We start from the raw sequence: 13760 nt of genomic DNA, 5'->3' as shown, positions 1-13760 counted from the left end.
ATTGGAGAAACCTTGCCGTTACGAACGATTGTCTTAAGAGAAAGGAAGATTAAAATGGATTTGTTCAGCGCCACAGAAGGTCGACGTCAAGGCGTTCCTCTTGCCTCGCGAATGCGCCCTAGAACGATCGACGAGTTTGTTGGCCAATCGCACATTATTGGAGAAGGCAAGCTTTTAAGAAGAGCTATTGAAGCAGATCAGCTTACACCAATGATTTATTATGGACCACCCGGCACCGGAAAAACAACCTTAGCCCGCGTCATTGCTGAAAGGACCTCCGCAGTTTTTAAACAGTTGAATGCAGTAACATCAGGTGTTAAAGACATTAGAGAGGTGACCGAGCGCGCTAAGGCAACACTCGACTTTGAAGAGCAACGAACCATTTTATTTATTGATGAGATTCATCGTTTTAATAAAAGCCAACAAGACGCATTGCTGCCGTATGTGGAAGATGGCACTATTATTTTAATTGGCGCAACGACTGAAAATCCGATGTTTGAAATTAATCGTGCCCTCCTCTCTCGTTCACGGCTGTTTGAATTTCGTCCGCTAACCGACGAAGAAGTCGCTCATTTACTTCATCAGGCGTTAAGCGACGAGGAGCGCGGCTTTGGTAAGCAAAGTATCAAAATGGATGAGCTGGCGACGAAGCATCTTGTCGATGTGTCTAACGGTGACGCCCGTACCGCACTAAATGCTTTAGAGCTTGCTGTCGTGACAACGATGCCTCAGGACGACGGGGTGATCTATATTTCGCTAGACATCGCCGAAGAATCGATCCAGAGACGAATGGTTCACTATGATAAAAATGGCGACGAGCATTATGATGTCATCTCGGCATTTATTAAAAGCATTCGCGGCTCTGACGTCGATGCGACGTTGTACTGGCTCGCAAAAATGATATACGCTGGGGAGGATCCTCGATTTATTGCACGGCGTTTAATGGTGCATGCAGCTGAAGATATTGGTTTGGCAGATCCGAACGCACTTTTAGTAACCACCTCCGCTGCACATGCGCTTGAGCATATCGGCATGCCGGAAGGACGTATTCCGCTTGCTGAAGCGGCGATGTATTTAGCGACCGCGCCGAAAAGTAACAGCGTAATTTCTGGAATCGATCAAGCACTACGCACCGTTGAAAAAGAAAAAAGCGGCGCCGTCCCTATTCATTTACGTGATACGCACTCAGCGTCGGCAAAAGTATTAGGAAAAGGTGAGGGTTATAAATATCCTCACGATTATGAAGGCGGCTATGTCCCGCAACAATATTTGCCAGACCATCTTGTGAAGCGCACATTCTACAAACCTACCGAACGTGGCTACGAAAAAACGATCCAAAAACGAATCGATTATTTTCAGGAGCGCAACAAGCGGGTATAAGGCAAACAAAATCCGGTCATAATGATCACTAGTAGAAATCTAATAAACTAGGAGTGATCAATCGTGGTTAAGGTTAGACAAGATGCATGGAGCCATGATGAGGATTTGTTGTTAGCTGAAACGGTGCTCAGACACATTCGCGAAGGAAGTACACAGTTAAAAGCGTTTGATGAGGTCGGAGATGCTCTAAATAGAACGTCTGCGGCGTGCGGCTTTCGCTGGAATGCCGAAATCCGCAATAAATATAACCAAGCCATCCAACTCGCTAAAAAGCAACGAAAAGAATATAAAAAAGCGATGGCCCAAGCCGAGATGCCTTCTTCAGTCAAAGCTGACCAGACGATTCCACCTGTTCAACAACATACAGAGAGTCAACCTGAGGAATTAAACGACACCGTAACTTTCGCTGACTATAGTGAGCTATCATTAACAGATGTCATTCAATTTCTGTCTAAGCTTAACGAAAATACAGCTCTCGACAGCTCAGTACGCGCTGAAAATGAACAGCTCAAGCAAAACTTAGATAAAGTAAACAAAGAAAAAGAGGCTCTCGCTCAAAGGTATTCTGCGCTACACGAAGACTATCAAAGCATTCAAGAGGATTATCAATCGTTCGTGCAGATGATGGAGCGCGCTCGTCGCATGACCCGCTTAGATCAAGCACCTTCTCCCGGCAGTTACCAAATGGATGAGGATGGAAATTTTACACAGATCGCAAAATAAGAGCATTGCCTGTTGGTCTTATCCATCAAGCAAGCCGAAAAGACGATACTGCCAGTGTGAAACGATATTCAATCGGAACACACTGGTTTAGTTTTTGCGAAATCTATATCTACCTACTACTCTTCTAGCACTTTGAAACTTTTGCTTTGATCAACTAGCTTCTCTGAAGCAAGGCGCAACAGAAAATAGAAAGCAGTAGGCATCTTTTTGACAATTTCCGCACAAAAAACACAGACTAGAGAAACGTTTTTTCTCGGCCTGTGTTTTTTTATTTGGTGCTGCTCAAACATGACTTATTATATGAATGATAATGCCACTAAGTAGATGTTTTATAGTCTTCATTTAAGTCAAAAATAATTCGGCACACGATAAAGATCACGTGACAGACGGTTTAAAATAAAAAAACATAAAAAAAGTCCCAACGGTGCCGTCTTCCTGTTGTTTTGAACCCGTTCATCACAGGGGGGGTGCTCTGTTCCCACCATGTATTGCTTCCTCGTTTTGTTGAGGCTTGCAGGCAGATGGGAAACGAGAGCTCCCTATTACACAATTGTTCGGTCAAAACGTTATAAGGAATTACGAGCACTTCAGGACTTTTATTGTAACGTTAGAATATCATAAACAGCGATAAAACACAACCGTTATCTGATTATTCCTACACATCCAATTTAATGTGCAAATCAGTGAGCTGATCGAGGCTTACAGAAGATGGGGCTGCTGTCATAGCATCCATTCCACTTGCTGTTTTCGGGAAAGCAATGACTTCACGCAAGTTTGTTTCTTCTGCCAGAATCATAACGAGACGGTCTAAACCGAATGCAATCCCACCATGTGGAGGCGTTCCGTATTCAAGCGCATCTAACAAAAAGCCAAACTGCTCATAACTTTCTTCTTCACTGAAACCGAGCGCTTTAAACATCTTGTTTTGCACGTCTTTATCGTGTATTCGCAGTGAACCGCCACCGACTTCATATCCATTTAGGACGAGGTCGTAGGCTTCAGCACGAACGGCTTCTGGCTGTTCTTCAAGCAGTTCAATATCAGACTCAACTGGCGACGTAAATGGGTGATGCGCAGCATAATAACGCTTCGTTTCTTCATCGTATTCAAGAAGAGGCCAATCGGTAATCCACAGTAAGTGAAAAGCACTTTCATCGATTAAATTGAATTCTTTTCCGAAGCGCGTACGAAGCGCACCAAGTGTATCTGCCACGACTGCAGGGCGATCTGCGACAAACAACAGGAGGTCTCCGACAGAAGCGTCAAAGCGCGCCTTTAATGCGTCCTGCTCGTCTTTAGAGAAGAATTTGACAATCGGTCCTTTTAAGCCGTCTTCTTCCACCTTCAGCCATGCCAAGCCTTTCGCCTTAAATTGAGCAGCAAAATCGGCGAGCTGATCAATTTCTTTACGCGAGTATTGCGCGCCAGCGCCTGGAACACAAATCCCTTTCACTTGGCCGTTGTTCTCAATTGCTTGGCGGAACACTTTAAAATCACATGTCAGCGCTAAGTCAGAGACGTCTTTAAGTTCAAGACCAAAGCGAGTATCTGGCTTGTCACTGCCAAAACGGTCGATCGCCTCTTGATAAGTCATTCTTGGAAAGGACTTTTCAATGTCGATGCCTTTAACGTCCTTAAAGACTTGCGCGATCATCTCTTCCATCATTGTGAATAGCTCATCTTTGTCAAAGAACGACATTTCTAAGTCAAGCTGAGTAAATTCAGGCTGACGGTCTGCACGTAAATCTTCATCTCGGAAGCATTTCGTAATCTGATAATACCTTTCGAGACCGGACACCATTAATAACTGTTTAAAAAGCTGCGGCGATTGTGGCAAGGCGAAAAATGAGCCAGGGTGTACACGGCTAGGTACGAGGTAGTCTCTCGCTCCTTCAGGCGTACTTTTCGTTAAAACCGGCGTCTCTACCTCTGTAAAGTCGAGCTCGTCTAAATAGTGACGAATTGTTTTAAAGGTACGATGGCGCAGCTTAAGGTTCTCCTGCATTTTTTGGCGTCGCAAATCGATATAGCGATACTTTAGACGGATGTCTTCACCTGTTTGCAAATCATCCTCAATTGGAAAAGGAGGTGTTTTCGCTGCGTTTACAACGTCGATTCGCGTCGCCTCTACTTCAATTTCTCCCGTCGGTAATTTCGGATTGACCGTTTCTTCGCTCCGGGCATTGACCTTGCCTTCGACGTGAAGTACATACTCGCCGCGTACTTTTTCAGCTGTTAGAAATGCTTCCTCAGCAATTTCCTGGTCAGCAACGATCTGGACGAGGCCTGAAGCATCACGAAGATCAATAAAGATGACCCCACCAAGATCTCTCCGGTTATCTACCCATCCTTTTAATACCACTGTTTCATCAATATGTTGACTCGTCAGTTTTCCGCAATGATGTGAACGTCCTCTAGTCATTTGCTTTTCCTCCTTGTTGAATATAAGGTACGACGTTGTCTAAGCTGACCTCTGTTTCTTCACCGCTGTCCATATGCTTGATTTTTGCCACTGCACGTTCAAGTTCATCCTCACCAACGATGATGACGAAAGATGCTTTCAGCCGATCTGCTTCTTTAAATTTACCTTTCATTTTCTTAGCGAGATAATCTTTATCAGCACTGATCCCTGCAGTTCTTAACTGCTGAAGCAATTTTACCCCTGTCGCTTGCGTTTCGTCTCCAAGACAGGCGACATAACAGTCTATCCCTTCCTGAATAGGTAATTCGATTCCTTCTTTTTCTAAAGCAATCAATAAACGCTCAATACTCATCGCGAATCCGATTCCAGCAGTTTCTGGACCACCTAGTTCTTGAACCATCCCGTTGTATCGCCCACCACCGCTTAAGGTCGTTGTTGCACCAAATCCTTCAGCCTCACTCATAATTTCAAAAGCCGTATGATTGTAATAGTCAAGACCGCGTACAAGTGTATGATCGACGACGTACGGAATCTCCGCAGCTTCAAGGTATGTCTTTACTTCTTGAAAATAAGCTCTCGATTTGTCGCTTAATTCTTCCAGAATAGACGGCGCACTTTCCATCAACGGATGCTCATGATCTTTCTTACAATCGAGAATGCGTAATGGATTTTGTTTTAACCGGGATTGACAGTCTTCACAAAATTCACCAATAGACGGTGTGAAGTGGTCAATTAATGCCTGTCGATGACGTTTACGGTCATCAAGATCCCCTAATGAGTTTAAAACGACCTTTAACTGCTTTAAACCAAAATGTGCGTAAGCTTTATACGAAAGCGCAATGACCTCAGCATCAATCGATGGGTCCATGCTTCCAAGCGCTTCAATGCCGAACTGATGAAATTGTCTCATCCGCCCCGATTGAGGCCGTTCATAACGGAACATTGGCCCAATATAAAACAGCTTGACCGGCTGTTGAGGCCACCCATGCATTTTTTGCTGAACGTACGATCTTGCGACAGATGCTGTATTTTCCGGACGCAGCGTTAAGCTACGTCCTCCTTTATCTTCAAAGGTGTACATTTCCTTTTGGACAATATCAGTCGTTTCGCCAACACCGCGCTGAAAAAGCTCTGTATGCTCGAAGATCGGTGTGCGAATTTCTTTATAATTAAACAAACGGGAGAGCTTGACGAGCTCATTTTCAACATACTGCCATTTTTCAGATTGACCCGGTATAATATCTTGAGTGCCTCGGGGCAATGTATAAGCCATATCTTCCAACCTCCTTAAAGTATGTGAGCCAAAAAAAATAAAAACCCGCCCCTAAAAAAGGGACGAGTTTTTAGCCCGCGGTACCACCCTCATGGGAACATCATGCTCCCACTCAAATGCAGTTAACGTCTGCTCAACGTTTGCTCCTACTCATATTCATTCAGAACAAAACCTCAAAAGTGTCGTTCACTAAAAGGTGCATGAAGAACTCACAGCCACGGTTCTTCTCTCTGGTAAATGCACAACATTTTAGCTACTCTCTTTTTCAACGGTGTTTCGTATTATTTTCTATATTTTAGCCATGTCTTTCGATCGTTGTCAAGGCGCTTCACCGTAGTTTTTATTTTGTGCACTGTGACCTTTGGCATAATTTCTTTTTTATCATAGGAATATTTAACATCTTGTCGAATTGTGTAGAGTACATCTTTTTTATCTATTATCTATTAAGGAGGAGTTTGCTTGAAGTTAAAAATAACGCTTTTTGCCATGTTATTTATGCTTCTTGCCATTCCACAGGCATTACAAGCAGCAACAAACGCGACCGTCCAAAAAGAAGGGCTGCAAGTTCGTGATACACCAGCCCTTTCTGGGAACATCATGACAAGCTTAAATGTCGGATCGTCCTTTCCAGTATTGGATGAAGAGTACGGCTGGGTTCAGCTTCAGATTGACCGTGATACGACTGGGTGGGTCGCAGGATATCTCGTGGAAATGTCGAACGACAAAGACAGATCTGTTGCTACATCTGCATCTGACGCAAACATAGCAACCGTCGCTGTTGATGAGCTTCGTGTCAGAAGCGATTCCTCCCGTACCAGTGAGATTTTAGGGTCACTCAATGCAGGGGAACAAATTGAAGTGACCGGCAGCAGTCATGGCTGGGCAGCCTTTTCTTATAAAGGGCATGATGCCTACGTAGCTGATCAGTTTATTACATATTCGTCCTCTGCACCTAAATCTGCCCCCAAAAAAGAAACGACCGAGCGGGTTGAAGACAAAAAGACGGTAAACGACGACGGATCGTATGTTCGTTCGATCGTGGAAGGGGCTCGCGTGCGAACAGAGCCTACGACGGACAGCCGCATTTTAACAACCCTCCAAAAAGGAGCAGAGCTTCATTATCTTGGATCGGAGGGTGACTGGTTTACAGTAGAAACGATGGATGGACAACAAGGCTTTATCGCCAATTGGATTGCTGAAGCTGTTCACTCCAGTCCTTCCATTGGAACGGCAAGCAGCATAGAAACGACCTCGATGGAAAAGAATGAACAGACAGAACAAAACTCAAGCGACGGTTTAAGCCTGCAAGGGAAAACGATTGTGATCGACCCAGGTCATGGTGGGAGAGAACCCGGTACAATTGGCAGCCAAGGAACACTTGAAAAAACGGTTACACTGCAAACCGCTCAACGCTTAGCAAATCAACTGAATGCGCTAGGCGCTACGGTCATACTTACTCGTTCTGCCGATGAATACGTCTCTTTACGAAATCGTGTCAACATATCTGAAAATAGTGCCGCCGATGCCTTCTTGTCGTTACACTTTGATGGCTATGAAGAAACAAAAGCAACGGGAATTACTAGCTTTTATATGAATGGCAGTGGGCGTCTGCTTGCAGAGTCCCTTCAGCCTGAGATGGTCGCACAAACGACAATGACTGACCGTGGGGCCCGTGAAGGAAATTACCACGTTCTCCGTGAAAATTCGCGTCCTGCAGTACTTCTTGAGCTTGGTTTTATGACGAATCCAGCGGATGAACTCAAAATCATTACATCCTCATATCAAAAAAACGTTGTCAAAGGCATTGTCAAAGGCCTCCAAGCTCATTTTTCAAACGTTCAATAACACGAAAACGCCTGTAAATGACCATTTTCGTCACTTACAGGCGTTTTTATTTTACTCTTTCTCGAGAAGCAATGTCACTGGTCCATCATTTTCAAGCTGTACATTCATATGGGCACCAAATGTGCCAGTCTCAACCGTTAACCCTTCTGACCTGAGAGCTTCATTAAATGCCTCATATAATGACTCTGCTTGATCTGGGCGAGCAGCATTTGTGAAATGAGGACGGCGCCCTTTGGAGGCATCACCGTATAACGTAAATTGCGAGATCGAAAGAATCGCTTTTGATGTATCTAGGAGACTTTTGTTCATCTTTTGCGCTTCATCTTCAAAAATACGGAGATTTGCAATCTTCGTGGCCAGCTTGGCAGCAGTTGCCACATCGTCCTCGTGTGTAATTCCGACGAAGGCCAGTAAGCCTTGATCAATCGATCCAACGATTTGTTCGTCCACCGTAACCGATGCTTGTCTGACTCGTTGAATTAATACTCTCACCTGAAGTCATCTCCTTTGTCATTGCAACACGCGTCGGACGGAGTACACATCTGGAATGTGCTTTATTCGTTCAGCGACCTTTTGTAAATGCCCGATGTCGTGAATCGATATCGACATATGAATTGTCGCCATCTTATTACGATCCGTTCTTCCTGACACTTGAGAAATATTTGTTCTTGATTCATTGACCGCTTGCAAAACTTCATTCAGTAATCCACGACGATCATAGCCGGTAATCTCGATATCGACATTATAATACTTGTTTTCGTCTGGACCCATCTCCCACTCAACCTCTAAGAGACGATGCTTCATATCCTCAGCAGTCACATTTGGACAGTCCGAGCGATGAACAGACACACCGCGTCCTTTCGTAATGTAACCGACAATGTCATCTCCCGGGACAGGATTACAGCATTTCGACAGACGGACAAGTAAGTTGTCAACGCCCTTCACTGTCACGCCAGAGTCTCTTTTTCTTTTTCTTGTTTCCGGACTTTTGACAGTGCTAATGTTTGAAACAGCTTCTTCAAGCGGCTGGTCTGCCTGGGCTTTTTCCTGTTCACTGCGAATTTTATCTGTTAAACGCGTTGCGACTTGTGCAGCAGTGATGCCATTATAGCCAACCGCAGCATACATATCTTCAGCGTCGGTAAATGTAAACTTATCGAGGACTCGATTAATATTGTCATCCGTTAATGCTTGTTTTGGTTCAATCCCATAAGCACGGATTTCCTTTTCAATCGCTTCTTTCCCCTTAATTACGTTCTCGTCACGACGCTGTTTTTTGAAAAACTGACGAATTTTGTTTTTCGCTTTTGACGTCTGCGTAATGTTGAGCCAGTCTTGGCTTGGACCATATGAATGCTTCGACGTCATAATTTCAATGATATCGCCTGTTTTGAGCTTGTGGTCTAAGGGCACCATTTTCCCATTGACCTTTGCACCGATCGTCCGATTGCCAATTTCGGTATGGACGCGGTAAGCAAAATCGAGCGGCACCGACCCCCTTGGAAGCTCATACACATCCCCCTTAGGAGTGAATACGAACACCATATCGGAAAATAGATCCATTTTTAAAGACTCGACAAATTCCTCGGCGTCCGAGGTTTCATTCTGCCATTCGAGAATTTCGCGGAACCAGCTTAGCTTTTTCTCGAAGTTTTGATTCGGTGCTGTAATGTTTCCTTCTTTATATGCCCAGTGAGCAGCAATTCCATATTCTGCAATTTGGTGCATTTCTTTCGTACGAATTTGAACCTCAAGCGGGTCTCCCTTGGGCCCGATCACAGTCGTGTGTAACGATTGGTACAAATTCGCCTTTGGCATCGCAACATAGTCTTTAAAACGTCCCGGCATTGGCTTCCAACACGTATGAATAATTCCAAGCACCGCATAACAATCTTTAATACTATCGACGAGCACTCGTACAGCTAACAAATCATAAATTTCATTAAATTGTTTGTTCTGTACCTTCATTTTTTTATATATGGAATAAATGTGCTTTGGTCGACCTGAAATATCCGCTTGGACGTTGATGTCTTCTACTTGATCTTCAATCTCCGTCATGACCTCATGGATATAAGACTCACGTTCTGCACGTTTTTGCTTCATTAAATTGACAATCCGATAGTATTGTTGAGGGTTTAAATACCGTAAAGCAGTGTCCTCAAGCTCCCATTTTATTGTCGAAATTCCTAATCGATGTGCAAGTGGAGCAAAGATTTCCAGTGTTTCTTTTGATGTTTTTCGCTGCTTTTCAGGCGGCATATGTTTTAGCGTCCGCATGTTATGCAGCCGATCTGCCAGTTTTATTAAAATGACACGCAAATCACGTGCCATGGCAACAAACATTTTGCGATGATTCTCTGCCTGTTCCTCAGCTTTTGATTCGTACTTAATTTGTTTAAGCTTCGTTACACCATCCACGAGCATAGCCACTTCTTCGTTAAACTCTCGGGCAAGATCTTCTTCTGTGATGTCCGTATCTTCGACGACATCATGAAGAAACCCCGCGGCAATCGTCTGCGGGTCCATTTTCAGCTCAACCAATATCCCAGCCACCTGTACAGGGTGGATGATGTATGGTTCTCCAGATTTTCGATATTGATCCTGGTGGGCTACTCTTGCATATTGATACGCTTTTTCCACCATATCTAATTCTGTCTTTGTTAGATATTCCCCGGCCATCTGAAGCACATTTTCAGAAGAGAGAATTTGATTTCCCGCCATCCCATCACCTGCGTTTCAAGCTTGTATAACCTCTATTATCTTGAAAAATAGAAGCGATGTAAAGAGAATTGCAATATTTTATCGATTATTGGCATTTTATAGGCAGACAACTTACGATCAAGCGCTGTTGAAAACTCTCTCTTATTATAAAATACGGGTATTCGGAATGTAGTGTAGTACTCCACGGACGTGTTCATTTGTGCAGTGTCTTTTCTCCAGGTTCAGCTTTTCTAAACTCCTTTTATTCTGAGTGATCAACCCGCTCTCTTAATCCCTATACAATTTTCTGACGAATGAACCAAAGGTTTGTATGTCCCATAACCGCTCCTGCTTGTCAACGATTTGTCTTCAGTCGTCTAACCCGATCATGGAAGAAAAGCTTGATTAATTTTCTAAACGATACTGTTTACTCTGGTTTAACAAGAACAACCAAAGATTTCTCCTCACGATCATTTGAACATCTAAAATAGTAAAAAAGCCGTGTCCCTATGACGGAACTACCGGCTTGTAAAAACCCTCTCTGTGACTAAGGATTCCTTATTTTTATTCATAATTCATTAATGACAAAATATCATATCCTGTTAATTTCTCACGTCCGTGTAAATAATCGAGCTCAATTAAAAATGCGAGTCCGACAACAATGCCACCAAGCGCTTCGACAAGATCAATGGCCGCTTTCATCGTTCCACCAGTTGCCAATAAATCATCCGTAATTAAGACGCGCTGTCCTGGCTGAATCGCGTCTTTATGTATCGTTAAAGCGGTCGTTCCATACTCCAAATCGTATTCCTGACGAATCGTCTCTCGTGGAAGCTTTCCTTCTTTCCGAACAGGAGCAAAGCCGATCCCTAAAGCGTAAGCAACTGGGCAACCGATAATAAAGCCCCTCGCTTCGGGCCCAACAATCAAGTCGACATTAAGCTCTTTCGCATAAGCAACAATATCATTTGTCGCCTGGCGATACGCTTCACCGTCTTCCATTAAAGTCGTAATATCTTTAAAGCGAACCCCTTGCTTCGGGTAATCAGGAACAATCGTAATATAGTCTTTATAGTTCATCTGCGTACAGCCTCCTCGTTTTTTAACTCCCCTGTCTTTAGCTTGTCCATCCAATCTTTTAAAGCATGGCTACTTGATGTACAAAACCATTCTTCTGCCTCCAATTGTTCCTTACGTGCTTGATATACTGAGGATTGCTGGATGTCTTTTTTCTCAGGCTGATCAACAAGCGAGAGCAGTCTTTCAGATTGTTTAACAAACTGTAAGTCGATAAACACATCGACTAGAAAACGCAAGTCTTTTTCAGAAACTCCTTTCGAATTCCCTGAACGTACGAGCTGATTCCAATCGACAGGCTGATGCTTAAGCAACACAGTATAGAGCCATTTAAAACGTTCTCGTGAAGGCATCGTTTCAAAAAGCTCTCCGGCTGGTTGACCCCATAGGTAAATGCGACCGGGCTTAACTTGATCAAACCATGCGCTAAACTGTCGAATAGACTTGGGCACATCCCACAGAAGCCAATCGCCTTGAAAAGACGGCGCTTCTGTTGATCCGTCTGCTTTTTGAAAGGAGTGAACGTGAATGTCGTGGTGATTGGATATGCGTTTTTGAATCGTCGCTTCTGGTAAACCGCGCCAGTCAAACAGCTGCCAATCCGCCACCTTTAGATCTCGCACAATGACTTGGGGCTTTTGGCTACCATTCCATTCATTGATCGATAGCTCGCCAACAAGCTCAACTTCATCTGTTGGCGCTAACTCCTCTGCAAGCGATCCCATCTGAAAGCCAATTGCTTCAAGTGATGTTGCTTCATCAGCAAAAGTTAGCTTCAAGTGCTGCTGATTGACGCCAAGCCTTTTTAAAGCAGCGAAATTTTTCTTTCTAAATGAAAACAGTGGCTTTGGGTTTCCCATACCAAAGGGTCGAAGCTGCTCCATCTCTTTGATGACCGCAAGCGTGACTTCCTCTAATCGTGTCTCTAGCGTAATATGAAGTGTTGGATGTAGCTCGTCCTCATTCATTTCCTCGACAACCATTTGTTGAAGTCTTCGTTCCAATTCCTCTATATCTTCTGCTGCCAATGACAGCCCCGCTGCCATCGCATGACCTCCAAAATGAGGGAGAATGTCACGATGCTTAGACAGCTGATCAAATAAATGAAAGCCTGCAACGGAACGCGCAGAACCTTTTAGCATATCTTTTTGGTCATCTTTACCTAAAAGTATACAGGGACGATAAAATTGCTCGACCAATCGCGAAGCAACGATGCCGACAACGCCTGGATTCCAATCTTCTTTGTACAGGACAAGTGCAGAAGGCAGTTCTCCTTTCGCTTTGACCATCGCTACGGCTTCATTCGTGATTTTTCGCACGAGCTGCTGTCGTTCTTTATTCGTGTCATCTAGTAAACGAGCGAGCTCTTCCGCTCGTTCATCATCGTTCGTCAACAGAAGGGCAACGGCTGGATTGGCATCCCCTAAGCGGCCTAGGGCATTTAGCCGCGGGCCAAGAGCAAACCCTACCTTCTCTTCATCTATATCACTCGGCTGAACTTGACATACACTCATTAACGCCTGTAAACCTAATGACTTTGTATTCTGTAATGCCTTTAGTCCTTTAGCGACGAGTACCCGGTTTTCACCTAAAAGAGGCACTAAGTCAGCAATTGTTCCGATGGCAGCTAAGCCAAGTAAGTCTTGAGGAAGCTCTCCAAGAACCGCCTCTGCCAATTTTACAGCAACCCCAACCCCTGCTAGATGCTGAAACGGGTACGTCTCACCTTCAAGACTGGGATGAATGGTCGCAAATGCGTTTGGTAATTCAGGACCTGCTTCGTGATGATCTGTCAAAATGACCGTTAAGCCGAGCTCATTTGCGTATTCGATTTCCTCGATGCCACTAATGCCGTTATCCACTGTGATGAGCAGGCGAACACCATCATCAGCGGCTTTTTCAAACGCTTTACGATGAGGACCATAGCCCTCTTTAAATCGATGCGGTATGTAATAGTCTACATTTGCTCCTTTGGACTCCAACGCTTTGACGAGTACAGCCGTGCTCGTGACGCCATCCGCGTCGTAATCTCCGTAAATCCTTATATGTTCATCATGGTGAATGGCTTCATGAATTCGCTGCACAGCCGCTTCCATTTCCCGGAATTCCAACGGACTATGCAACTGACCTTGCTCAGGATGCAAAAACGCATATGCATCATGCTTATTCGTAATGCCCCGTTGCTTTAACAGCGTACCGACTAAAGGTGATAGCCGAAGCTCATCGGCAATTGCTGCACCTTCTACATCTTCAGATGCTTCAGAAGGCAGCACCCACCGTTTCTTTGATTTCAACATAAAAAACACCCCTCGACTCATCTATTATACGGGAAAAGAGAAG

9 protein-coding genes, 1 other RNA gene and 1 other annotated feature are annotated in these 13760 nt (G+C 44.3%); of the genes, 3 read left to right on the top strand and 7 right to left on the bottom strand.

The genetic code is table 11. From position 1 onward, the window contains the following. The first annotated feature begins 54 nt into the window (after window positions 1–54). Together G4V62_RS00130 and G4V62_RS00125 are read left to right on the top strand one after the other, a co-directional pair. The gene (locus G4V62_RS00130) at window positions 55–1380 is read left to right on the top strand and encodes an AAA family ATPase (RefSeq protein WP_165198765.1); all 1326 of its coding nucleotides are present in this window, start codon (window positions 55–57) and stop codon (window positions 1378–1380) included. Window positions 1381–1443: 63 nt separating this feature from the next. After that, window positions 1444–2103 carry an RsfA family transcriptional regulator gene (locus tag G4V62_RS00125; protein WP_165198764.1) on the top strand — a complete coding sequence of 220 codons (660 nt, stop codon included), beginning with the start codon at window positions 1444–1446 and terminating at the stop codon, window positions 2101–2103. 411 nt (window positions 2104–2514) lie between these two features. On the opposite strand, the gene ssrS is transcribed toward G4V62_RS00125, so the two are convergent. The 3 genes from ssrS to hisS form a co-directional block, all read right to left on the bottom strand. Further along, window positions 2515–2700, bottom strand: a non-coding RNA gene (gene ssrS / locus G4V62_RS00120) — 6S RNA. Window positions 2701–2758: 58 nt separating this feature from the next. Beyond that, a complete protein-coding gene (gene aspS, locus G4V62_RS00115; protein WP_165198763.1) occupies window positions 2759–4525 on the bottom strand; it encodes an aspartate--tRNA ligase in 1767 nt (588 codons plus the stop codon). Continuing rightward, window positions 4518–5798 carry a histidine--tRNA ligase gene (gene hisS / locus G4V62_RS00110; protein ID WP_165198762.1) on the bottom strand — a complete coding sequence of 427 codons (1281 nt, stop codon included), beginning with the start codon at window positions 5796–5798 and terminating at the stop codon, window positions 4518–4520. Before hisS ends, aspS begins: the two co-directional genes overlap by 8 nt. A 55-nt stretch (window positions 5799–5853) precedes the next feature. Continuing rightward, window positions 5854–6076 (bottom strand) — a binding site (T-box leader). Between the two features lie 181 nt (window positions 6077–6257). Between hisS and G4V62_RS00105 the strand changes: the two genes are divergently transcribed. After that, window positions 6258–7643, top strand: coding sequence for an N-acetylmuramoyl-L-alanine amidase family protein (locus G4V62_RS00105; RefSeq protein WP_165198761.1), 1386 nt, complete (start codon window positions 6258–6260; stop codon window positions 7641–7643). A 51-nt stretch (window positions 7644–7694) separates the two neighbouring features. On the opposite strand, the gene dtd is transcribed toward G4V62_RS00105, so the two are convergent. From dtd to recJ, 4 genes are all read right to left on the bottom strand, one after another. After that, window positions 7695–8135 (bottom strand): D-aminoacyl-tRNA deacylase, encoded by a 441-nt coding sequence (dtd, locus tag G4V62_RS00100; protein ID WP_165198760.1) that lies wholly within the window; start codon window positions 8133–8135, stop codon window positions 7695–7697. An 18-nt stretch (window positions 8136–8153) separates the two neighbouring features. Next, window positions 8154–10364, bottom strand: a complete 2211-nt coding sequence (locus tag G4V62_RS00095) for a RelA/SpoT family protein (protein WP_165198759.1) — start codon at window positions 10362–10364, stop codon at window positions 8154–8156. A 543-nt stretch (window positions 10365–10907) separates the two neighbouring features. Further along, window positions 10908–11423 (bottom strand): adenine phosphoribosyltransferase, encoded by a 516-nt coding sequence (locus G4V62_RS00090; protein WP_165198758.1) that lies wholly within the window; start codon window positions 11421–11423, stop codon window positions 10908–10910. Next, window positions 11420–13717, bottom strand: a complete 2298-nt coding sequence (gene recJ, locus G4V62_RS00085) for a single-stranded-DNA-specific exonuclease RecJ (RefSeq protein ID WP_165198757.1) — start codon at window positions 13715–13717, stop codon at window positions 11420–11422. Before recJ ends, G4V62_RS00090 begins: the two co-directional genes overlap by 4 nt. Between the last annotated feature and the right edge of the window lie 43 nt (window positions 13718–13760).

Origin of the sequence: Litoribacterium kuwaitense, assembly GCF_011058155.1 — a bacterium.
GTDB classification, from domain to species: domain Bacteria; phylum Bacillota; class Bacilli; order Bacillales; family DSM-28697; genus Litoribacterium; species Litoribacterium kuwaitense.
This window is presented reverse-complemented; position numbering and strand designations above follow the sequence as displayed.